Annotated in this window: 18 protein-coding genes; 12 read left to right on the plus strand and 6 right to left on the minus strand. The window is 68.8% G+C overall.

Features of this window, described 5'->3' with window-relative positions; genetic code table 11:
* Positions 1–109: 109 nt before the first annotated feature.
* A complete protein-coding gene (locus ACZY0Y_RS01250) occupies positions 110–661 on the minus strand; it encodes a flavodoxin domain-containing protein (RefSeq protein ID WP_463956516.1) in 552 nt (183 codons plus the stop codon).
* A gap of 175 nt (positions 662–836) precedes the next feature.
* Here ACZY0Y_RS01250 and ACZY0Y_RS01255 point away from each other — a divergent pair, with 175 nt between their 5' ends.
* Positions 837–2,294 carry a benzaldehyde dehydrogenase gene (locus tag ACZY0Y_RS01255; RefSeq protein WP_463956517.1) on the plus strand — a complete coding sequence of 486 codons (1,458 nt, stop codon included), beginning with the start codon at positions 837–839 and terminating at the stop codon, positions 2,292–2,294.
* Between the two features lie 83 nt (positions 2,295–2,377).
* Here ACZY0Y_RS01255 and ACZY0Y_RS01260 read toward each other — a convergent pair whose 3' ends face one another.
* Positions 2,378–3,793, minus strand: a complete 1,416-nt coding sequence (locus ACZY0Y_RS01260) for an NAD(P)H-quinone dehydrogenase (RefSeq protein WP_463884281.1) — start codon at positions 3,791–3,793, stop codon at positions 2,378–2,380.
* A gap of 118 nt (positions 3,794–3,911) precedes the next feature.
* Here ACZY0Y_RS01260 and ACZY0Y_RS01265 point away from each other — a divergent pair, with 118 nt between their 5' ends.
* Positions 3,912–4,730 (plus strand): purine-nucleoside phosphorylase, encoded by an 819-nt coding sequence (locus ACZY0Y_RS01265; RefSeq protein ID WP_463956518.1) that lies wholly within the window; start codon positions 3,912–3,914, stop codon positions 4,728–4,730.
* A 4-nt stretch (positions 4,731–4,734) separates the two neighbouring features.
* Here ACZY0Y_RS01265 and ACZY0Y_RS01270 read toward each other — a convergent pair whose 3' ends face one another.
* Entirely contained in the window at positions 4,735–5,217 is a 483-nt protein-coding gene (locus ACZY0Y_RS01270) for an RrF2 family transcriptional regulator (RefSeq protein WP_463956519.1), read from the minus strand.
* A 130-nt stretch (positions 5,218–5,347) separates the two neighbouring features.
* Here ACZY0Y_RS01270 and ACZY0Y_RS01275 point away from each other — a divergent pair, with 130 nt between their 5' ends.
* Positions 5,348–7,096 (plus strand): phospho-sugar mutase, encoded by a 1,749-nt coding sequence (locus tag ACZY0Y_RS01275; RefSeq protein WP_463956520.1) that lies wholly within the window; start codon positions 5,348–5,350, stop codon positions 7,094–7,096.
* A 19-nt stretch (positions 7,097–7,115) separates the two neighbouring features.
* On the opposite strand, the gene nirD is transcribed toward ACZY0Y_RS01275, so the two are convergent.
* Complete coding sequence (gene nirD / locus ACZY0Y_RS01280; protein WP_463956521.1) at positions 7,116–7,493, minus strand: nitrite reductase small subunit NirD; 378 nt, start codon at positions 7,491–7,493, stop codon at positions 7,116–7,118.
* Positions 7,494–7,762: 269 nt separating this feature from the next.
* Between nirD and nirB the strand changes: the two genes are divergently transcribed.
* The 6 genes from nirB (at position 7,763) to ACZY0Y_RS01310 (ending at position 14,830) form a co-directional block, all read left to right on the plus strand.
* On the plus strand, positions 7,763–10,519 hold the full coding sequence (nirB, locus tag ACZY0Y_RS01285) for a nitrite reductase large subunit NirB (RefSeq protein WP_463956522.1): 2,757 nt from the start codon (positions 7,763–7,765) through the stop codon (positions 10,517–10,519).
* 2 nt (positions 10,520–10,521) lie between these two features.
* Entirely contained in the window at positions 10,522–11,556 is a 1,035-nt protein-coding gene (gene cobA, locus ACZY0Y_RS01290) for a uroporphyrinogen-III C-methyltransferase (RefSeq protein WP_463956523.1), read from the plus strand.
* Positions 11,557–11,561: 5 nt separating this feature from the next.
* The gene (locus tag ACZY0Y_RS01295; RefSeq protein ID WP_463956524.1) at positions 11,562–12,737 is read left to right on the plus strand and encodes a uroporphyrinogen-III synthase; all 1,176 of its coding nucleotides are present in this window, start codon (positions 11,562–11,564) and stop codon (positions 12,735–12,737) included.
* A gap of 149 nt (positions 12,738–12,886) precedes the next feature.
* A complete protein-coding gene (locus tag ACZY0Y_RS01300; protein ID WP_463884294.1) occupies positions 12,887–13,747 on the plus strand; it encodes an FAD-dependent oxidoreductase in 861 nt (286 codons plus the stop codon).
* Positions 13,748–13,832: 85 nt separating this feature from the next.
* Positions 13,833–14,543: a deoxyribose-phosphate aldolase gene (gene deoC / locus ACZY0Y_RS01305; protein ID WP_463956525.1), complete on the plus strand. Its 711-nt coding sequence runs from the start codon at positions 13,833–13,835 to the stop codon at positions 14,541–14,543.
* A 53-nt stretch (positions 14,544–14,596) separates the two neighbouring features.
* Positions 14,597–14,830 (plus strand): hypothetical protein, encoded by a 234-nt coding sequence (locus ACZY0Y_RS01310; RefSeq protein WP_463884300.1) that lies wholly within the window; start codon positions 14,597–14,599, stop codon positions 14,828–14,830.
* 473 nt (positions 14,831–15,303) lie between these two features.
* On the opposite strand, the gene ACZY0Y_RS01315 is transcribed toward ACZY0Y_RS01310, so the two are convergent.
* Both ACZY0Y_RS01315 and mfd read right to left on the minus strand, forming a co-directional pair.
* A complete protein-coding gene (locus ACZY0Y_RS01315; RefSeq protein WP_463956527.1) occupies positions 15,304–16,134 on the minus strand; it encodes a metal-dependent hydrolase in 831 nt (276 codons plus the stop codon).
* A gap of 6 nt (positions 16,135–16,140) precedes the next feature.
* Complete coding sequence (mfd, locus tag ACZY0Y_RS01320) at positions 16,141–19,839, minus strand: transcription-repair coupling factor (RefSeq protein ID WP_463956528.1); 3,699 nt, start codon at positions 19,837–19,839, stop codon at positions 16,141–16,143.
* Positions 19,840–20,064: 225 nt separating this feature from the next.
* Between mfd and ACZY0Y_RS01325 the strand changes: the two genes are divergently transcribed.
* Genes ACZY0Y_RS01325 through ACZY0Y_RS01335 form a run of 3 tightly spaced genes read left to right on the plus strand, consistent with a single transcriptional unit; the run spans position 20,065 to position 22,371 of the window.
* Complete coding sequence (locus tag ACZY0Y_RS01325) at positions 20,065–21,600, plus strand: SDR family oxidoreductase (RefSeq protein ID WP_463884304.1); 1,536 nt, start codon at positions 20,065–20,067, stop codon at positions 21,598–21,600.
* Positions 21,601–21,648: 48 nt separating this feature from the next.
* Positions 21,649–22,146: a DUF2505 domain-containing protein gene (locus tag ACZY0Y_RS01330; RefSeq protein ID WP_463884306.1), complete on the plus strand. Its 498-nt coding sequence runs from the start codon at positions 21,649–21,651 to the stop codon at positions 22,144–22,146.
* 3 nt (positions 22,147–22,149) lie between these two features.
* Positions 22,150–22,371, plus strand: a complete 222-nt coding sequence (locus ACZY0Y_RS01335; protein ID WP_463884308.1) for an SCO4848 family membrane protein — start codon at positions 22,150–22,152, stop codon at positions 22,369–22,371.
* Positions 22,372–22,431 lie beyond the last annotated feature (60 nt).

Raw genomic sequence — 22,431 nt, forward strand, 5'->3', positions numbered from 1 at the left:
CACGGAACACCACCGGCAGCAAGGCCGGGAACCCCGTCATGCCCACCGACCGAACCCAGACCTAGATCAGAACGACCCCGCCCCATCAAACACAACCGGTGGATCGAGGCTAAGCCTGCGCCTGACGCGGCGGGGCAGTAAATCCCGCCAGGAAGTCTTCGGTGAACCGCCGCACGCCGTCCCACTCGGTATAGACGTAGTCGCGGCCCGTATCCAGGTCCGGGGACCCCTTGTCCTTAGTGATCTTCTTCATCAGCTGGCGTGTGATGAAGTTGTAGTGGGTGTAGAGCAGGGCGCCGGCGAACATCCCGACATGGGCAGGATGCCAGCCGGTTTCCTCCTCGAACTTCTCAACGTAGCTCTCCGCGCTCTGCTCGTCGCCGTGGGCGGCCAGGCTGACCGAAATCAGGGCGGACGGGAGACGCTCCAGCTCACCGCGGTTTTTCCGGACAAAGTCGGCCACAAACTTCTCATGCTTGCCCATATGCACCGAGGCGGCAACGATGACGCCGTCGAACCCGCCCGGAAAGGTGTCCCCGGAGCGCTTGAGGTCCGCCGCCTCTGCCTGGTGCCCGTGGGCCCGGATCAGCTCGGCGATGTATTCCGCAATCTGGGCTGTCTGTCCTTCAACGCTCCCGTACGGGAGATAGATCTTGGCCATGTTCCACTGTGTCCCCGCGGCACTGGCAACAGGTAGGGCCGAACGTCCCCGCCGTCTCGAAAGCGCACCGCGCCCTTGACGGCCGCGGCCCGGCGGCATGTGATGTACAAAGGCCCGGCCCGGTTCACAGTCGGCCGGCGGTGCGGCACGACGTATACCCACGAAAGGACAGGACATGTCCCTGCTCGACTCCTCCCTCTGGGAGGGCAAGATCTACCTCAACGGCTGGCGCCCGGGCGGCGGCGGGACAGCCGACGCAGTCGAACCTGCCACCGGCGGGACGCTGGGCAGCTATGGCCTGGCGTCCGTGGCGGACGTCCGTGAAGCCGCGACGACGGCGGCGGCCGCCCAGAAGGACTGGGCGAAACTGAACCCCGAGGACCGCGCCGCCGTACTGCGCCGCGCCGGGCTGCTCTGGGAGGAGCATGCGGCCGAGATCCAGGACTGGATCGTGCGCGAGTCCGGCGGCATTCCGCCCAAGGCGGGGCTGGAAACGCACATCGCCGCCAACGAATGCTACGACGCCTCGGCGCTGCCCTCCCTCCCCGCCGGGGACGTGCTCACCTCAAACGAGAACCGCTGGTCCTTCGCCCGCCGACGTCCGGTCGGCGTCGTGTCCGTGATTGCGCCGTTCAACTTCCCGCTGATCCTCTCGATCCGCGCCGTCGCCCCCGCGCTGGCTCTCGGCAACGCCGTGCTGCTCAAGCCGGACCCCCGGACCGCGGTCTGCGGCGGGGTCACCCTGGTGCGGATCTTCGAGGAAGCCGGACTCCCGCCCGGACTCCTGTCACTGCTGCCGGGCGGGGCCGACATCGGCGCCGCCGTCGTCGAGGCACCCGAGGTCAGGGTCATCGCCTTCACCGGCTCGACGGCGGCCGGCCGGAAGATTGGCGAGACGGCCGGGCGGCTGCTCAAGCGCGCGCACCTGGAACTCGGCGGGAATAACGCGCTCATCGTGCTGCCGGGCGCAGACCTGCCCAAGGCCGCCTCCGCGGCGGCCTTCGGGTCCTTTATGCACCAGGGCCAGATCTGCATGGCCGCCGGGCGCCACATCGTCCACGACGACATCTACGACGACTATGTCAGCGCCCTCGCGGAGAAGGCCGCGCATCTTCCGGTCGGCGATCCGAAGAGCGGGACCGTGGCCTTGGGCCCCATCATCGACGAGAAGCAGTTGCACCGGGTCGATTCGATCGTCCAGGATGCGGTGCAGGGCGGGGCACGGCTGGCCGCCGGCGGCACACACGACGGCAGGTTCTACCAGCCCACCGTCCTCGCCGACCTGGACGTGGCCAGCCCGGCGTGGAAGGACGAGATCTTCGGTCCCGTGGCCCCGGTCATGAAGTTCTCCACCGTGGAGGAAGCCGTGGCACTGGCCAACGGCAACGAGTACGGCCTCTCCATCGGCATCCTGGGCGACGTCGGCATGGCGATGACCATCGCCGACCAGCTCGACTCCGGCAAGGTCCACATCAACGAACAGACGGTGTCCGACGAGGCGAACTCACCGTTCGGCGGGATGAAGAGCTCGGGCAACGGCTCCCGGATCGGCGGACACCACGCCAACATGGAGTCCTTCACCGAAATCCAGTGGCTCACCGTCCGGCCGGACATCGCCCCGTACCCGTTCTAGCGCCGGACCCGTTCCAGCGGAGGCACAAAAGGACCCGGCGGCAGCTGCCGCCGGGTCCTTTTGTGTCTCCGTTAGACCGGAGGCTACATGTGCACGTGCAGGCGCCGGGCCGCTTCGGAGATCGAACCGCTCAGCGACGGGTACACCGTGAAGGTGCTGGCGACGTCGTCGACGTGCAGTTTCTGGGTGACCGCGAGGGAGATCGCGAAGATCAGCTCGGAGGCGTTCGGACCCACCACGACCCCGCCGATCACGGTGCCGGAGCCCTTGCGGGCGAAGATCTTGATGAAGCCGTCGCGGTGGTTGCGCATCTTGGCGCGGGCGTTGCTGCGCAGCGAGAGCTTCACGATGTCGGCCTGGTACTTGCCGGACTCGATCTCGGCCTCGGAGACGCCCACATTCGCGATCTCGGGCGAGGTGAAGATGTTGGACGCGACCTGGTGCAGCTTGAGCGGCATCACGCTGTCGCCCAGGAAGTGGGCGATCGCGATCCGGCCCTGCATCGCGGCCACGGAAGCGAGCGCCAGCACGCCGGTGCAGTCGCCGGCGGCGTAGATGTTCGGCGCGGTGGTGCGGGAGACGCCGTCGACCTTGATGTGGCCGCTCTCCGTGAGCGCCACACCGGCCTCCTCGAGGCCGATCCCGGCGGTGTTCGGGATGGAGCCAACGGCGACCAGGCAGTGGCTGCCGGTGACCTTGGACCCGTCGCCGAGGGTAACGATGACGCCGTCCTCGGTGCGCTCGACGGTCTCGGCGCGGGCGCGGGAGAGCACCTTCACGCCCCGGCGTTCGAAGACGCCCTCCAGGACCTCGGCGGCGTCGGTGTCCGAGCCGGGCAGCACCCGGTCGCGGCTGGAAATCAGGGTGACCCGGGACCCGAGGCCGTTGTAGGCGGAGGCGAACTCGGCGCCGGTCACGCCGGAGCCGACCACGATCAGGTCCTCGGGGAGTTCGTCCATGTTGTAGATCTGGGCCCAGTTCAGGATCCGGACGCCGTCCGGGCGGGCGGTGGGCAGCTCGCGCGGGTGGGCGCCGACGGCCAGCAGGATCGCGTCCGCCTCAATGATTTCCGTGCCGTCGGCGGTGAGGACCTCGATGGTGTGGCTGTCCAGCATCCTGCCGGAGCCGAGCATGATCCGGACGCCCTGGTTCTCCAGGCCCTTCTGGATGTCGGCAGACTGCTGCCGGGCCAGGCGCAGCAGGCGATCGTTGATGTGCTTGAGGTCAGCGCGCATCGTCGGGGTGCAGTCGCCGCCGTCGAGGTCGAACTTGACGCCCAGCTCGCCGGCCTCGCCGACGCGGGTCATCAGGTCCGCCGTCGCAATGAGCGTCTTGGACGGCACGACGTCGGTCAGCACCGCGGAGCCGCCGAGCCCCGCCCGTTCGATGATGGTGACCTTCGCGCCAAGGGAGGCGGCGACCATGGCAGCTTCGTAGCCGCCGGGCCCTCCGCCCAGGATTGCGATGCGGGGTGAGCTGAAATCGGGATGCGTAGTCACAATCAGCCATTGTCCACCATTTGGACCGGCACCACCAAGAATCCGGGTCCTCACCACACCCGGCACCACACAGCCCACGGTGCTGGGCAGCACGCCGCCGGCAGGATAACTTGTACCGGTGAGTACAACAGAATTCCTGAACACGGACCCCTTCGACGCCGCCCGCGCCGCCGCCGACTACATCTCCGAAGAGACCGGCATCGACGCGCACGACGTCGCGCTGGTACTCGGCTCGGGCTGGGCCGACGCCGCCGACCTGATCGGCGAAACCACCGCCACCCTCTCCGCGGACGAGGTCCCCGGTTTCTCCTCCCCGTCGGTGGTGGGCCACGTCGGCACGATCCGCTCCGTGCTGACCAAGGAGGGCAAGCGCGCCCTGGTCCTGGGCGCCCGCACCCATTACTACGAAGGCAAAGGCGTCCGCGCCGTCGTCCACGGGGTCCGCACCGCCGCGGCGGCCGGCTGCAAGACCCTCGTCCTGACCAACGGGTGCGGTGGCCTCAACGAGGACTGGACTCCCGGCACCCCCGTGCTGATCAGCGACCACATCAACCTCACCGCCACCTCACCGCTCGAGGGCGCCACCTTCGTGGACCTCACCGACCTGTACTCCTCGCGGATCCGCGGCCTGGCCCGCGAAGTCGACCCCACACTGGACGAAGGCATCTACGCCCAGTTCACCGGCCCGCACTACGAAACCCCTGCGGAGGTGCAGTACGCCAAGCGGATCGGCGCGTCCCTGGTGGGCATGTCCACCGCGCTCGAGGCCATCGCCGGCCGCCACGCGGGCATGGAGGTCTTCGGCATTTCGCTCGTGACCAACCTCGCCGCCGGCATCAGCCCGGTGCCGCTGAGCCACGAGGAAGTCCTCGAAGCCGGGCAGGCCGCGGGACCGCGCATCTCCAAACTGCTCGCCGAGATCATCGCCAAGCTCTAAGGGATCAGCCCCCGGGCGCGAGGTAGCGCACCGCTTTCGCCCTGTCCTGGGGGTACCGCCGCTCCATCGAGTCTGCAATCCCGGCGATGGTCTGCCGGGCCAGCGCCTGCCGCCAGGCGAGTTCGGCCTGGCGCATGGTCTGGGAGATCAGGCAGGTCCGGACGAAGTTGTGCTCCGTGTCGGCATCGGGAACGTTGCCCAGGATGCCTTCGCAGCGGAACACCGGTCCGGGCCCTTCCAGGGCCAGGACAATGTCCAGGACGGTGACGTTTTCCGGCCTGCGCGCCAGGTGGAACCCGCCGCGGGGGCCGGAGACGGAGCCGAGGATCCCGGCGCGGACCAGCGCCTGGAGCTGCTTGTTGAGGTAGGCGCCCGGGAGTTTGTAGTACCCCGCGAGCCGGGCACTGTTGACCGCCTCGCCGGCCGGCGTCCACGCCATGTTGACGCAGCTGTGCACGGCCCACTCCACCCCACGGCCCATCTTCATATTCCAGACGCTACGTGTCCGGAAAAATGGCTGTCAAGGCCTGGCGGGCAAGACGGTTGTGACCGATCTGTAAGGCGGACTCTCGCTTGTCGGGGAGGCATCCGCGGCGATTGGCACTAGTTTGGTTCCTATGACGTCTTCTGCTGCCGACCTCACCCGCCTGCTGAGCGACGCCCGGACCTGGGCCGCCCAGGACCCGGATCCCGCCACCGCCGCCGCCCTGACCGAGCTGGTCCGGCTCGCTGACGACGGCGCCGCCTCGGCCCGCCAGGAGCTCGCCGACAGTTTCAACGGCACCCTCCAGTTCGGCACCGCGGGCCTGCGTGCAGCCCTCGGCCCCGGCCCGAACCGGATGAACCGCGTGGTGGTGCGCCGCGCCGCCGCGGGGTTCACGGCCTTCCTCACCGACGCCGTCGCCCAGGCCGCCCCCGGCACCCGGCCGCGCGCCGTCGTCGGCTACGACGCCCGGCACAACTCGGACATCTTCGCGGAAGAAACCGCCGCCATCCTCACCGCCGCCGGTGTGGAGACTTTCCTGATGCCGTCCGCCCTGCCCACCCCGCTGCTCGCCTATGCGGTGCGGGCGCTGGAGTGCGACGGCGGCGTGATGGTCACCGCCAGCCACAACCCGCCGCAGGACAACGGCTACAAGGTCTACCTGGGCCGGCACGCGGTCGAGGAGAGCGGCCGCGGCGCGCAGATCGTGGCCCCGTACGACGCCCTCATCGCGGCGAAAATCGACGCCGTCGGTGAGCTGTCCGGCGTCGCCCTGGCCCCGGAGGGCTGGACCGTGCTGGATCCGTCCATCGCTGCCGACTACGAGGCCGCCGCCGCGGCCCTCGCCGTCCCGGAGCTCTTCCCGGCCCGGGACCTCAAGATTGTCCTGACCCCCATGCACGGCGTGGGCGGCGGGACCGCAGTGGCTGTGCTGCACGCAGCCGGCTTTGCCGACGTCACCCTGGTGAGCGAGCAGGCCGAACCGGACCCCGACTTCCCCACCGTGAACTTCCCCAACCCCGAAGAGCCCGGCGCCCTGGACCTGGCCCTCGAAACCGCCGTCCGGGTGGATGCGGACATCGTGATCGCCAACGACCCCGACGCGGACCGCGCCGCGGTGGCCGCGAAGGATCCGGACACCGGTTCCTGGCGCATGCTGCGCGGCGACGAGGTGGGCGCCCTGCTCGGCGCGCACATCGTGGCGCGGCTGGCGGCCGGCAGCGGCAGCGGAGAAAACACGGCGGGGGTCTTCGCGAATTCGATCGTGTCCTCGCGGCTGCTCGCGCGGATCGCTGCCGCGGCAGGCTACGCCCATGAGGAAACCCTCACCGGCTTCAAGTGGATCGCCCGTGTTCCCGGTCTGCTGTACGGCTATGAAGAGGCGCTGGGGTACTGCGTCGCCCCCTCCCTGGTCCGGGACAAGGACGGGATCTCCGCGGCGGTGCTGATCGCCGAATTCGCGGCAGCAGCAAAGGCCGGGGGCAAGACCATCTTCGACACGCTCGATGAGCTGTACCTGGTCCACGGGCTGCATGCCAGCGACCAGCTCAGCATCCGGGTCGCGGACCTTGGCCTGCTGGACGCCATGATGAACCGTCTGCGCGTCAGCCCGCCGGAATCCTTTGGCGGCTCCGCCGTCGAAAGCGTCACGGACCTCGCCGAGGGCAGCGCCCAACTGCCGCCCACCGACGGCCTGCTGTACCTGACCAAGGATCTCAGCCGCATCATCATCCGCCCCAGCGGTACCGAGCCGAAGCTCAAGTGCTACCTGGAGGTCATCCGCAACGTCGGATCGGCCGCCGAACTGCCGGCTGCGCGGCACGAGGCCCGCGCCGCGCTCGACGGCGTCCTGGCGGACGTCCGCGAGGCGCTCGGGCTGTAACCTCCCCGGGGTTCAGTCCCTACAGCTCGACCTCAATGTACCCGTCCACAATCCGGGTACCGAAGGTCGGGAGCCGGAGTCCCGGCGTGGCCAGGCATTCGCCTGTTGCGAGGTCATAGACCTCTTTATGCAGCGGCGAGGCGAGGGTCGCCCGCGTCCCGCGGGAACCGGTGATGCCCCGGGCCATCACGTGCGCCCCGGTCGCAGGGTCCTCCTGCGCGACGGCAAAAACCTCACCGGATGCCGTGCGGAACAATGCCACCTGGCGGCCCGCGATCAGCGCGGCCTCGCCCCAGGCCGGTTCCAGGTCCTCCACGGCGCACACGCGGTGCCAGCCGGTCCCATAGCTGGGGTGTTCAACAAAGCTCCGTGCTGCGCTCTCAACTACGGCAGTCATTCCGGCCCCTCTCTGGTACATCTCTCCCGGGCTCAGCCGCTCCTGCGGCCATATACCCACGCTAGGTCCGGGGTGTTTCGGCCGCATGCAGTGAATGTGTCCGGCGGGTAAAAGAGACCTCACGCAGCCGGAAACGCATCCGTGATGCAGAAGTTAAGATCACGAAACATAAGGGAAACTGAAGCGAAACTGCGCTTGCCTAGTCTGGATGGACACCTCGATTGAGAAGGCCGCAGAGCACCGACTGCGGCCCATGCGAAAGGCCCACCGTGACCGGACAGACTGCAAGCCCCCGGAACCAGGGCGCAGAGCGCACTAAAACACCGCGCCGCATCGTGGTTGCGGGCGGCGGCCCTGCCGCCCACCGTTTCGCCGACGCCATGCACGCCCGGGGCCTCGACGGCTGGAACGTCACCGTCCTCACCGAGGAAGCACACCTCCCTTATGACCGCGTCGCGCTGAGCAAAGCCCTCACCGACGCCGACGTCGACCTCACCCTTGGCAGCGCCTCGATGTGGGACCACGAGGCACTCACCTTGCAGACCGGCGAGCGCGTCACCGGCATCGACATCGCGGGCAAGACCGTCAGCACCGCGGCCGGCACCGTCTACCCGTACGACGAGCTGGTGGTCGCCACCGGCTCCGACGCCGCCCGCCTGCCGATCCCGGGGTCCGAGCTCACCCACGTCTACCGCACGCTGGAAGATGTCTGGGCCATCAACAAGGCCATCGCGGAACTGACGGAGAAGCTCGGCCGCCAGGTCAACGCCGTCACCATCGGCGGCGGGCTGCTGGGCCTCGAGTCCGCGGCCGGCACCGAACAGCTCGGTGCCACCCCGATCGTCATCAACGGTTCCCCCTGGCTCATGAACACCCAGCTGGACGAGGGCGCCGGGCAGGCCCTCGGCCGCCTGATCGAGGCCAAGGGCTTCACCGTCCACGGCGGGGTCTTCCCTTCCGAAGTCCTCTCCGACGACGGCGGCCAGGTCACCGGCGTGCTGATGGCTGACGGGCGCATCATCGACGCCGACCTGGTGATCGTCGCGATCGGCGTGAAGCCCCGCGACGAGCTGTTCCGCACCGCCAACGGCACGGCGGCTGCAGGCACAGCGACTGAAGGCACAGCGACTGCAGGCACAGCGACTGCAGGCACAGCACCGCTGGACACAGCGCTGTTCCAGCTCGGCCCGCGCGGCGGCGTCGTGATCTCCGACGGCTGCGAAACGCAGGTCCCCGGCATCTGGGCGATCGGCGAAGTCGCCAACTTCGGCGGCATGTGCCTGGGCCTCGTGGCCCCTGCCAACACCATGGCGGAGATCGTCGCGGACCGGCTGCACGGCGGCGACGCAACCTTCCCGGGCTTCGACACCGCAACCAAGCTCAAGCTCTCCGGCGTCGACGTCGCCAGCTTCGGCGACGCCTTCGCCCGGACCGAGCACGCCCTGGAAATCGTCTACGCCGACCCGGCCCGCGGCGTCTACCAGAAGATCGTCACCACGGACGATGCAAAGACCCTGCTCGGCGGCATCTTCGTCGGGGACGCCACCCCGTACACGTCCCTGCGCCCCATGCTGGGCCGCGAACTCGCCGCCGAACCCGGCGCCTACCTCACCGCGGCCGGCGGCGACGCCGGGGACGAAGTCTTGGAGACCCAACTTCCGGACGACGCCATCCTGTGTTCCTGCAACAACGTGACGGCCGGAACCATCCGCGACACCGTCAACGGCTGCGGTGCATGCGACGGCAACGCGCCCGTCCAGGAGCTCGGCGAACTCAAGGGCTGCACCCGCGCCGGCACCAGCTGCGGTTCCTGCGTGCCGATGCTCAAGAAGCTGCTGGAGACCGAACTCACCAAGTCCGGCGTCGAGGTCTCGAAGGCACTGTGCGAGCACATCGAACTGTCCCGCCAGGAACTCTTCGAGACCATCCGTGTCCTGGAACTGGCCTCCTTCGAGGAGATCATGGCCAAGTACGGCACCGGCGACGGCTGCGACATCTGCAAGCCGACCATCGCCAACATCCTGGCCAGCCAGAACAGCGCCTACGTCCTCGACGCCGGCCGCGGCACCCTGCAGGACACCAACGACCGGGCCCTGGCCAACATGCAGAAGGACGGCACCTATTCGGTGGTCCCGCGCATCGCCGGCGGCGAGATCACCCCGAAGAAGCTCGGTGTGATCGCCGCGGTCGCGGAACAGTACGGCCTCTACACCAAAATCACCGGCGGCCAGCGGATTGACATGTTCGGTGCCCGGCTGGAGCAGCTGCCCGAAATCTGGAAGCTGCTGGTGGATGCCGGGTTCGAATCCGGCCAGGCCTACGGCAAGAGCCTGCGCACCGTGAAGTCCTGCGTCGGCTCCACGTGGTGCCGCTTCGGGGTCCAGGACTCGGTGGCCATGGCCATCGCGCTTGAGCTGCGGTACCGCGGCCTCCGCAGCCCGCACAAACTGAAAATGGGCGTCTCCGGGTGTGCCCGCGAATGCGCCGAGGCCCGGGGCAAGGATGTCGGCGTCATCGCCACCGCGGACGGCTGGAACCTGTACGTCGGCGGCAACGGCGGAGCCACCCCGGCGCACGCCCAGCTGCTGGCCAAGGACCTGGACGACGAAACCCTCATCAAGTACATCGACCGCTACTTTATGTACTACATCCGCACCGCGGACCGCCTGCAGCGCACCGCACGCTGGCAGGAGGAGCTCGACGGCGGCATCAGGCACGTCGAGGACGTGGTGGTGCACGACACCCTGGGCATCGCCGCGGACCTCGAAGCGGCCATGGCCAGGCACGTGGACACCTACCAGGACGAATGGGCGGACACCCTCAAGGATCCCGAGCGCCTCCGCCGCTTCCGGTCCTTCGTCAACGCCCCGGGCCAGTTGGATGACTCGATCTCCTTCGTCCCTGACGAGCGCGGCCAGATGCGCCCCGCCACCGCAGAAGAAAAGGCCCAGCAGCCAGTCCTGATCGGTTCTTCCATCCCGGTCCGTGCCACCACTCCGGAACTGCTTGACGAGAACGAGGTATAGCCATGCAGCTCACCATTGAACTCACCGGACGCGAAGTCCTGGTCACCGGCTCGGACGCCGCAGCCCGCCAGGCAGTCCGCCGCTACGTGGCGGCCGGCGCCGTCGTCTCACGGCTCAGCAGCCCGGCCGGTTCCCGCCACGACGGCCCCCTGCCGGAGCGCCCGTTCCTGGTCGCCGCGGTCGACGACGGCCAGCCCGGCTGGGAGGCGCTGCTGGACCGCTGCCGGGACACCGGCATCCCGGTTGCGGCGGAACCCGCCGCCGGGCCTGCCAGCCACGTCACCCTGGTCGGCGGCGGCCCCGGAACCACCGAGCTGCTGACCGTCGCGGCGGTCAAGGCCCTGCGGGATGCCGACGTCATCTTCTACGACCGGCTGGCCCCGTACCAGGAACTGCCCGCGCTGAGCACGGCCGAGCTGGTGGATGTGGGCAAGCGCCCCGGCCACCACCCGGTCAGCCAGTCCGGCATCCAGGAACTCATGGTGGAAGCGGCCCTGGCCGGAAAGAACGTGGTGCGGCTCAAGGGCGGCGACCCGTACGTGTTCGGCCGCGGCGGCGAGGAAGTGGCCGCCTGCGTGAAGGCCGGCGTCCCCGTCCGGGTGATCTCCGGCGTGACGAGCGCCATCTCCGTCCCTGCCGCAGCCGGTATCCCGGTCACGCACCGCGAGGTCAGCCACATGTTCACCGTGGTCTCCGGCCACGCCCCGCTGACCGAGAAGGAACACACCCACCTCGCGGGACTGGGCGGGACCATTGTGGTGCTGATGGGCATCGGCACCCTGCACCAGCTCGCCGCCGGCCTCCGCCGGGCGGGAATGCGCGCGGACATGCCGATGGCCGTCGTCGAACGCGGTTACCGCCCCGGCCAGCGGACCACCATCGCCGAGCTGGGCACCATCACGACGGCGGCTGCTGGCTGCAGCAACCCGGCCGTGCTGGTGATCGGCGACGTCGTCCGGGTGGCCGAGGCCAACCGCGGCTGCGCGGAAGCCGAAGCCGAGCTGGACCGCCTCGCCGCGTCCCTGATGGGAGCGTGAGAGCCGTGAGCGCACTCAACGCCATCGCCCCGGCCGGGCCGCCCGGTGCCGGCCCCGACCCCGCGCCGGACACTGTGGCGGAGGCTGTCGAGCTGCCGCTGGAGGGCTTCCGGATCGGCGTGACCTCGCACCGCCGCTCCCAGGACCTGATCGAAGCCCTGGAGCGGCGCGGCGCCGAGGTGCTGCATGCACCGGCGCTGAAGATCGCCCCCGTGCAGGAGGACGTGAGCCTGATCGAGGACACCCGGGCCATCATCGCCGCCCGCCCCGAGCTGTGCATCGCCACCACCGCCTACGGCATGCGGCGCTGGTGCGAGGCCGCGGACACCTTCGGGATCGGCGAGCAGCTGCTGGAAACCCTCGGCGCCACCCGCATGTTCGTCCGCGGGCCCAAGGCCCGCGGCGCCGTCCGCGCCGCCGGGCTGGCCGACGTCGGGATCAGCAGCGACGAAACCACCGCCACGCTGGTGGACATGCTCCTGGCCGAGGGGGTGCGCGGCAAGACCGTCGCGGTGCAGCTGCACGGCTACACCGACGTCCGCCAGCTCGAACGCCTCCGGATGTCCGGCGCCACGGTCCTGACCGTCACCCCGTACCGGTGGGTCAAGCCCGACGGCGAGGACCGGCTGCCGCGGCTGATCGAGGCCGCCTGCAGCGGCAACCTGGATGTTCTGACCTTTACCAGCGCCCCCGCGGTGGATGCCATGTGGAGCACGGCGCACGAGATGGGCCTGTACAAGCAGCTCGTGGAGAGCCTGAAGACCACCGTGTCCACCGCCGTCGTCGGCCCCATCACGGCGCAGCCGCTCATCGATGCCGGACTGCAGCCGCTGGTCCCGGACCGGTTCCGGATGGGCGCCCTCATCCGGCTGGTGGTGGAGCACCTTGCCCTCAACCACGTCCGCCGCCTGGACACCGTGTCGGGCCGGGTGGAACTCCGCGGCCGTTCGCTGCGGATCGACGGCGAGCCCATCGAACTGGCGCCCGCCCCCCTGCTGCTGCTGCGGGCGCTGATGGGCGCCGGCGGCGCGGTGCTCTCCCGTGAGTCGCTGTCCGAACTGCTGGAACTCCGCGGTTCCGTGCATGCCCTGGACATGACGGTCAGCAGGCTGCGTTCCGCCCTGCCGGACGGCCGGCTCGTGGAAACCGTGGTGAAGCGCGGCTACCGGATCCGCGTGTGACGCACGCCATTACCGGCCGGTAAACATTGGCGAACGGCCGGCGAAAATCCGGCAACACCGGGGAAACACGCCGGAAAGATCGCCCGCCTACGCTGGGTTCCATCAAGCAGTCAGGCCACACCACCGGCCACCAGCGAAAGGGCCTCACCATGTCCGCCACCTCCACCGTTCCAGCCGATTCCCAGGCCCGCCCCCGGATCGTCATCGCCGGAGCCGGCCCGGCCGCGCAGGCCCTCGTCCGCCAGCTCACCCGGACAACGTTCGCCGGCGGCATCACCGTGCTCAGCAACCGTGATGACGCCCCCGAGGAGCTGCTGGAACTCGCCGCCCTCCCCCAGGTTTCCGTGCACTTCGGCCAGCCGGCCAGCTACATCGACCCGGACAGCCGCTATGTCACGACGTCGGACGGGCTGGAATTCAGCTACGACCAGCTGGTCATCGCGACCGGGTCCTCCCCCGCCGGTGCGCCGCTGGCAGGGGAAGGCCGGTGCCTGAGCTACTCCACCATCGACGACGCCGCCCGGCTGGGCGAAGCCGTCAAGGATGTCACGCGCGTCCTTGGCCGGCGGCCGCTGGGCATCCTGGTCGGCACCGGGACCGCCGCGGGCCAGGCCGAGGCAGTGCTGCGCGCCCGCGGCGTCCCTCCCATCCGCACCACGCAGCGGCCGGCCTCCGTCGTTCCCACCCTGGCCGGTTCCACACTCACGGCCGCCGGGATTGTGTTCGAGGACGGCTCCAGCATGGCCGGGGACCTGGTGGTCCTGGCCGAGGAACCGATTGCCCGCGATGCCCTCGCGGTCAGCGCCGGGCTGAAGACCGCCCGCCAGGGCGGAATCGTCATCGGCCGCGACTTCCGAACCTCCGTCCCGGGCATCTGGGCTATCGGGGACGCTGCCGTGTTCGACGGAGTCCGGCTGGGTCTGCTCGTGGCCGCCTCCTCCGCTGCCTCGGTCTGCGCGTCCCAGCTGCTCCAGGCCGGACTGGCAGAGCCCCTCGCGGAGGCTGCCTGAACACTTGCGGGCCCCTGATCGGACGCCCTCCGGAAGGAGGCCCATTGTGGCAAGATGGACACCTGAGAAGCCACGAAGGGACCCCATGAGCAACCTAGCCGCCGCGACTGCCGGAAGCACCACCCCCGCCAATATTGCCTCCTACATCGACCACACCCTGCTCAAGCCGGAGGCAAGCGAGGCCGAGGTCCTCAAGGTCTGTGCCGAGGCCGCCGAGTACCGGTTCAAGTCTGTGTGCGTCAACCCGGTTTGGGTCAAGACGGTCAAGAAGGCACTGAAGGGAACCGGGGTGCTGACGTGCTCCGTCGTCGGTTTCCCGCTGGGCGCCACCCCGAGCGACGTCAAGGCCTTTGAGGCCCGCGGCGCAGTGCTGGACGGTGCCGAGGAAGTCGACATGGTGATCAACATCGCCGCGGCCCGGGCCAACGACAAGGGAGCCCTCGTCGATGACATCACAGCCGTCGCCGATGCCGTGCACGAAGGCGGCGCGATCCTGAAAGTCATCATCGAAACGGCGTTGCTCAACGACGCCCAGAAGGTCCTCGCCTGCGAGGCCGCTGTGGAGGCGGGCGCCGATTTCGTGAAGACCTCCACCGGCTTCAACGGCGGCGGCGCCACCGCCGGGGACGTCGCGCTGATGCGCCGCACTGTGGGTCCTGACCTCGGTGTCAAGGCCTCGGGCGGGGTGCGTTCGCTCGCGGATGCACAGGCTATGATTGCTGCAGGTGCAACACGTATTGGCGCCAGCTCCGGGATCGCGATCGTCAAGGGTGAACAGGGTTCGTCCGCTTACTGATCCGATCCGGCAGCCGCCACAGTTTTGAGCCCCACGGGGCCGAGGAGGAACGAATGTCCAGCAATACCGTCAAGACCCAGCAGACGCCGCAGAACGAGAACAGCCTCGGCTCCAGCATCATCTTGTTCGTCCTGATGATGGTCCTCTTCGGCGCTTCCCTCTACTCTCTGAGCTTCCTGACCCTGGGCAACCCGTGGCCGATGGCCGCCTGCCTGGTCCTGTTCGCCCTGGCATTCTGGATTCCCCAGACCATCACCGGCCGCTCGGATTCCGCCGGCGAAAGCTGAAGCACCGCCCAACTTAAATGACTGAAGCTCCGGATTTCCGGAGCTTCAGTCATTTAACCGGGTCCTTCGCCGCAGCGCCGAAGCTGTGCGGCGGTTATTGGACAAAACGTGGGTAACCCCCGGCGTGCCGGCACGTCCTGCCTGGACCCTAAGCAAGCGGACCCGGGCGAGCCCCTGATGTCGCCCGTCGTCAGCGGTCCGGGGGCACTTCGACACGGACACGCCGCAAACACTGGACCCAAAGGCCGGAAAACGTGTTCAAAGGCGCCCCGGACGGAGAACGGCGCCCTCCGGAGTTCAGGTCCGATGAACCGGAAGGAATGCCCGGGACTCCCGCTGTGCAGGTACAACTGCCTGCCCCTTCCGGCCCAGGGTCCGGCCACAAACCAGACACTCCGCAGCTACACAAGCAGCAGTGCCGCCCGCCACTGGGAAGCAGGCACATTCCATGCACATGTCTTGTCCTATAGCCCCTATGCGGCGGCCAGCAACCCGAACAGGCTCCGCACCAGCCCGGTCCCCAGCGCGACGGCGGCCGGCCAGTGGACCTCGGCCAGGGCCAGTGCCGCGCCGAACATGCCGATCATGGCGTAGGCACTGACCGGGATCAGCACGAACCATTCCCGCCGTGAGCCGGCGCGGCCCAGCAGCGGGATGGAGAACGCCCCGTTGGCCTTCCAGACGTTCTTGAGCAGCGGCAGTTTCCGCAGGAACTTCGGCGGCTTGATCACCACCGGCCAGAGCAGCGGCACTCCCCCGGTGGTGACCATGTCCCCCACGATGTGCACCATTACGCCGGTCAGCATCGACACCGGCAGCCACGTCCACTGGTGCGGCGCGAACCAGGTCACCAGCCCGGCCATGGTGAGGGCGAAGACCCAGTTGCTGATCCAGCCGTACTTCGGGAAGAGCTTCAGCGCCTTGGCGGCGATGTTAATCATGAACATGCACAGCAGCCCGGCGCCTACCGACAGCAGGCCCAAGTCGGTCTGCAGCTGGAGCTGCCCGGCCAGCGCCGCGAGCAGCACGAAGAACGCCGCGCCGAGCAGCGAATGCGTCCCCTGCCGGTGCCCGCCGGAGACGTTTTCGATGCCGACTGCGATCACGTTCGACAGCGGCGGCAGCGAGTGCGCCACTGTGCTGGAACGGTGGTCCCAGTCGCAGACCAGTGCTGTGCCCGCCGTCGCCATCCCGCCGATCACAATCCCGGTCGCGTCCAGCGGGTACCAGCCCAGCGCGTATGGGCCCGTTGACGCAACAGCCACCCACGCCGCGGCTCCCGACGCGGCGTGGTGTCCTCCCATCACCGTCTAACGCCCCGTCGGTGAGGCAGACAGCGGGGCGTCGGAGAAGATGTTGCGGATGACGCCGTTGGCCCATTCGAGGATCTCGGCGTCCTGCAGGTCGCGGCCGCCGATCCGGGCGGTCTTCGGTTTCGGGATGAGCACCGCGTCCAGGGCGGGCTTGGACTGCGATCCGGGATACATCCGGGTGAGCCGCATGAGCTTGGACTCCGGCAGCTGCGCCGGGGAGAACTTGATGAAGTTGCCCTGCAGGGCGACGTCGGACAGTCCGGCTTCGCGGGCGCCCACCCGGAAGCGGGCGACGTCGATCAGGTTCGTCGCCGGCAGCGGCAGCTCGCCGTAGCGGTCCACAAGCTCGGCGAGGACCTCGTCGATCGCCTCGTAGGTGATGGCCGAGGCGAGCTTCCGGTACGCCTCGAGGCGCAGCCGTTCGCCCGGCACGTAGTCGTGCGGCAGGTGGGCGTTGACCGGCAGCTCGATCTTCATCTCCGCGGCCTTCTCCTCGGCCTCGCCGCGGTACTCCGCGACTGCCTCGCCGACCAGGCGGATGTAGAGGTCGAAGCCGACGCCCTGGATGTGGCCGGACTGCTCCCCGCCGAGCAGGTTGCCGGCGCCGCGGATTTCGAGGTCCTTCATGGCCAGCTGCATGCCCGCACCGAGCTCGTTGTGGGTGGCGACGGCCTTGAGCCGCTCCAGCGCCACTTCGCCCAGCGGCTTTTCGGACGGGTAGAGGAAGTAGGCGTAGGCGCGTTCGCGGCCGCGGCCCACCCGTCCGCGCAGCTGGTGCAGCTGGGAGAGCCCGTATTTGTCCGCGCCGTCCACGATCAGCGTGTTGGCGTTGGAGATGTCCAGGCCGGTCTCGATGATGGTGGTGCAGACCAGCACGTCGAAGCGCTTCTCCCAGAAGTCCACGATGATCTGCTCGAGCCGGCTCTCGGACATCTGCCCGTGCGCCACCTCCACCCGGGCCTCCGGGACCAGCTCGCGGATCTTCGCCGCGGTGCGGTCGATCGTGGACACCCGGTTATGCACGAAGAACACCTGGCCTTCGCGCATGAGCTCGCGGCGGATCGCCGCGGAGGTCTGCTTGTCGGTGTACGGGCCGACGTAGGTCAGCACGGGGTGGCGTTCCTCCGGCGGGGTGGCCAGCGTGGAGGTCTCGCGGATGCCGGTCAACGACATTTCCAGGGTCCGGGGAATCGGGGTGGCGCTCATGGCCAGGACGTCGACATTGGTGCGCATCTTCTTGAGCGCCTCTTTGTGTTCGACGCCGAAGCGCTGCTCCTCGTCCACAATCACCAGACCGAGGTCCTTGAACGCGAAGTCCTTGGACAGGAGCCGGTGGGTGCCGATCACGACGTCGACGGAACCTGCCTTGACCCCTTCGGCCGTCTCCTTGGCTTCCTTGGCGGCCTGGAAGCGGGACAGCGGCTTGACCACCAGCGGGAAGCCGGAAAACCGCTCGGTGAACGTTTCATAATGCTGCTGGGCGAGCAGCGTCGTGGGCACCAGCACGGCGACCTGCTTGCCGTCCTGGACGGCTTTGAATGCCGCCCGCACCGCGATCTCGGTCTTGCCGTAGCCCACGTCGCCGGAGATCAGCCGGTCCATCGGGATCTCCCGCTCCATGTCCGCCTTGACCTCGTTGATGGTGGTCAGCTGGTCCGGAGTCTCCACGTACGGGAACGCTTCCTCGAGCTCGCGCTGCCAGGGGGTGTCGGGGCCGAAGGCGTAGCCGCGGGAGGCCATCCGGGCGGAGTACAGCCGGATCAGCTCCCCGGCGATTTCCTTGACGGCCTTGCGGGCCTTGGACTTGGTGCTGGCCCAGTCCGCGCCGCCCATTTTGCTCAGCGCGGGGGTGTCCCCACCGACGTAGCGGGTGACCTGGTCCAGCTGGTCCGTGGGCACGAAGAGCCGGTCACCCGGGGCGCCGCGTTTCGACGGCGCGTATTCGAGCACAAGGTATTCGCGCACCCCATCGCCCCCACCCGCGACCTTGCGTTGGATCAGCTCCACGAACCGGCCGATGCCGTGCTGTTCGTGCACCACGGAGTCGCCGGCCACGAGCTGCAGCGGATCGACGGCGTTGCGCCGCTTGGACGGCATCCGGCGCATGTCCTTGGTGGATCCCGCGGAGGTACGGCCCAGCAGGTCCGCCTCGGTCAGGAGGGCCAGTTTGAGCGGCTCCAGGACAAAACCGCGTCCGACGGCGGCCGTCGTCACCTCGATCAGCCCGGCCTGGGGGTCGTCGTTGAGGGAGTCGACCCGGGCGCACGGGATGTCGTTGTCGTGGAACAGCTCGGCAAGCCGCTGGGCCGGGCCTGGACCCTCGGTGACGACGACGATCCGCCACTGCTCCCTGACGTGGGAGCCGATGAAGGCCATCATCTCGGCGACGTCGCCCTGGTAACCGCGGGGTTCGCGGGCATGCAGGTTGAGGACGTCGACGTCGGGAAGCAGCTCCTCGTCGGTGGCCAGCGACGTGATCGACCACCAGGACACCTCGTGGGCGACGGCGGCGGAGCGGGTTTCGGTGAGCGAACGGAAGCTGGCGGAGTGCAGGGCCGCCGACGCCCCAGAGGTCAAAACAGTGTCCAATGCCAGAGGCACTGTCCCGCCGTCGGACGCCGTGGACCACGCCGCCTCGAGGAATTCCTCATTTGTGGCGGCGAGGTCGTGGGCGCGGGTCCGGACCTTTTCCGGTTCGATGACCACGGCCATCGAGCCGGCCGGGAACTGGTCCAGGAACGGCACCATGGAGTCCACCAGCACCGGGGCAAGGGACTCCATGCCCTCGACGGCGATGCCGCCAGCGATCTTTTCCAGCATGTCCGCGGCGGCCGGCAGTTCTGATTTCAGCGTCGCAGCGCGGGACATCACGGAGGGTGTGATGAGGATTTCGCGGCACGGCGGGGCGTGCAGTTCTGTGGGGTGATGCACCCCCGGCGCGCTCAGCGAGCGCTGGTCTGCGACGGCGAACCAGCGCATCTGGTCCACTTCATCACCGAAGAACTCGACCCGGATGGGGTGGTCCTCGGTCGGCGGGAAGACATCGAGCATCCCGCCGCGGACGGCGAACTCACCGCGGCGCGTGACCATGTCCACGCGGGCGTAGGCGGCGTCGGCGAGGCTTCTGACAACGTTGCTGAACGGTGCCTCCTGGCCCACCTTCAAAGTGACCGGGACCAGCTCACCGAGTCCGGCGACGATGGGCTGGACGACGGCGCGGACAGGAGCGACGACGACGCGGAGGGCGCCGCTGGCGGAAGTTTCGGGGTGGGCGAGCCTGCGCAGCACCGACAGGCGCCGGCCCACCGTGTCCGAGCGCGGCGAAAGGCGTTCGTGCGGGAGTGTTTCCCAGCTGGGGAATTCGGCGACGGCGTCGGCCGGCAGGAAGGCGCGCAGCGCCTCGGTCAGGTCCTCGGCTTCACGGCCGGTGGCGGTGATGGCCAGGACGACCGGTGCTCGGCCGTTGCCGTCCGCCGGGGTGTCCGCCGTGTTGTCCGCTGTATTGTCCGCTAGCGCGGCGAGCCCGTCCGCCATTTCCGCGAGCAACGCCGAGCGCAGGCCGGCGGGAGCGCTGATCTGATAGTCCTCGCTGCGGTCTGCGAAACCGCGGGAGGCTTCGGCGCGGACGCGGGCGTAGTTCCGGTCTTCGGCGAGGACGCGGCGCAGACCGGTGAGAGAGGGGCCGTTGAGGCTCATGGACTGAAGCTCCTGAAGGGATCACGGGGATGCAGGCAACACGAATAGCCGGAATTCGCGAGAATCCCGGGTACCCCAAGCCTACCGCGCAGCCCGGAGGCATCCGGATCGCCTGCCGGGACACCGACCTGCCGGCGCCAACGGGCGCCGGACTAGGCTGGCAGGATACGCGGCCGTCCAGACGGCCTGGCGCTCCGAATGCCTCATAGACGACAAGGAGTCACCATGACCAGCACGCCCGAAACCCCGCAGACCAAGCCCGCGCAGACCGTCACGCCGAAGACGGTGCTGGTCACCGGCGCGACCGGCTACATCGGCGGCCGGCTGGTCCCCCGGCTGCTGGAGGCCGGTCACACCGTGAAGGTCCTGGTCCGGACGCCGGCCAAGATCGCCGGCGTCCCGTGGCTGGCCGACGTCGAAGTTGTCCAGAGCAGCCTTGACGACGGCGATGCCCTGCGCGCGGCGCTGGACGGCGTCGATGTCCTGTACTACCTGGTCCATTCCATGGCGGCCGGGTCGGGCTTCGAATCCAAGGAAAAGGCGATGGCCCAGACCGCGGCGCGGGCCGCGGCCGACGCCGGCGTGGACAGGATCGTCTACCTGGGCGGCCTGCACCCCGCCAACGCCGAGCTCTCCACCCACATGAGGTCCCGCGAAGCCGTGGGCAAGGTGTTCCTCGACTGCCCGGTCGACGCCATCGTTTTCCAGGCGGGCGTCGTGATCGGCTCCGGTTCGGCGTCGTTCGAGATGATCCGGCACCTGTCCGAGACGCTTCCCCTGATGCCGGCGCCCAGCTGGGTGCGCAACAAGATCGAGGCGATTGCGGTCCGCGACGTGTTGCATTACCTGGTCGCGGCGGCAGCGCTCGAAGGCCCGACCAACCGCACCTTCGACATCGGCTGCCGCCAGGTCCTCAGCTACGCGGGCATGATGCAGGAATACGCCGCGGAGGCCGGGCTCCCGCACCGGGTGGTGCTGGCGCTCCCCATTCCCGCGCCCAAACTCGCGGGCATGTGGGTCGCCTTGACCACACCGATTCCGCTGTCGATGTCCCTGCCGCTCGTGGAGTCCCTCCAGCACGATGCTGTCTCCCGGGAACACGAGATCGACGCGTACATCCCCCCGCCGGAAGGAGGGCTCACCCCCTACCGGAGGGCAGTCGCCCTCGCCCTGGGCAAGGAGCGCGACGGCCAGGTGCAGACCACCTGGGCCAGCGCGGGCGCCGACGCCGATCCGCTGCCGTCCGATCCCGAGTGGGCCGGCTACCTCGTGTACCTGGATGAGCGCAGCTACTCCAGCGACGTCGATCCCAAGTACGTCTGGACCATCATCGAGGGGATCGGGGGGCAGAACGGCTGGTATTCCATGCCCCTGGCCTGGCGTATCCGCGGCTTGCTGGACAAGCTCACCGGCGGAGCCGGGCTGCTGCGCGGCAGGCGGCACCCGCACCGGCTGGCTGAGGGCGAAGTGGTGGACTGGTGGCGGGCGGAGCGGATCGATCGCGGCCGGCTGCTCCGGCTGCGCGCCGAAATGCGGGCGCCGGGCCGGGCATGGCTGGAGCTGTCGGTCGAGCCGGAGGGAACCGGGAGCCGGTACCGCCAGCGGGCAATCTTCTTCCCGAAAGGTCTCAGCGGGCGCCTCTACTGGCTGGCGGTGCTGCCGTTCCACAGCCTGATCTTCCCTGCCATGTCGCGGAATATCACGGCAGCGGCCAAGGCCCTGCAGGACCAGGAATCGGAGCCAGCCGGGCACACCGCGTAGGATGTTTGGAGCCCGAAACGACCAGTTCCACCCCACGGAGGACCCCCAATGGCATTGAGTGCATCCACCAACCTTCCGCACAGCGTTGACCGCGTCACCGCGGTTTTCGTGAACGAGGACTTCCTGCGCCACACGAGTGAACTCGTCGGCGGCACCCTGGAGTCCTTCGCCGTCGACGGCGACACGGCAGGCGCCTTCAGCACCACCACCGTGCGGACCATCCCGACCACCCGGATGCCGGATATTGCCCGGAAGTTCGTCGGCGAAAGCCTGAAGGTGACGCAGCTCGAGACCTGGGACGCGCCCGCAGCCGACGGCTCCCGGCTGAGCAACATCACCATGAAGGTCGCCGGCGCACCCCTGGATGTCAACGCCGTCCAGCGCCTCGTCTCCGACGGCGGCAGCACCCGGATCGAACTGGAAGGCACCGTCACATCCTCGGTGCCGTTCCTGGGCGGCAAGATCGCCGAGGCGGCCGAGCCGATGGTGGGCAAGGCCCTGAACATCCAGTCCACCCAGGCCCAGGCCTGGCTCGAAAGCCACTAGCCCATGGTGCTTCCGGCAGTCCTGGCCGTCGTCCTGATCGTGGCCGGCCTCTGGTCCCTTGCCGTCTGGCCGCAGTTCCTGCGCCGGGTCATGAAGGATCCGAGGTCCCGCGACGCCAACGGCAAAGCCACCCGATTCCTCACCGTCCACGTCGTCCTGGTCAGCATCTCCATGCTGCTCGGGGCGGCGACGGCGGTCATCGGGATTGCCGGCCTGCTGGGCTGAGGCCGCGTGCGTTCTACGGTTCCAGGGATTCTACGGTTCTCGGCGTTCTACGGCATCTGG

The sequence above is a fragment of the Pseudarthrobacter kochi genome, assembly GCF_055412805.1.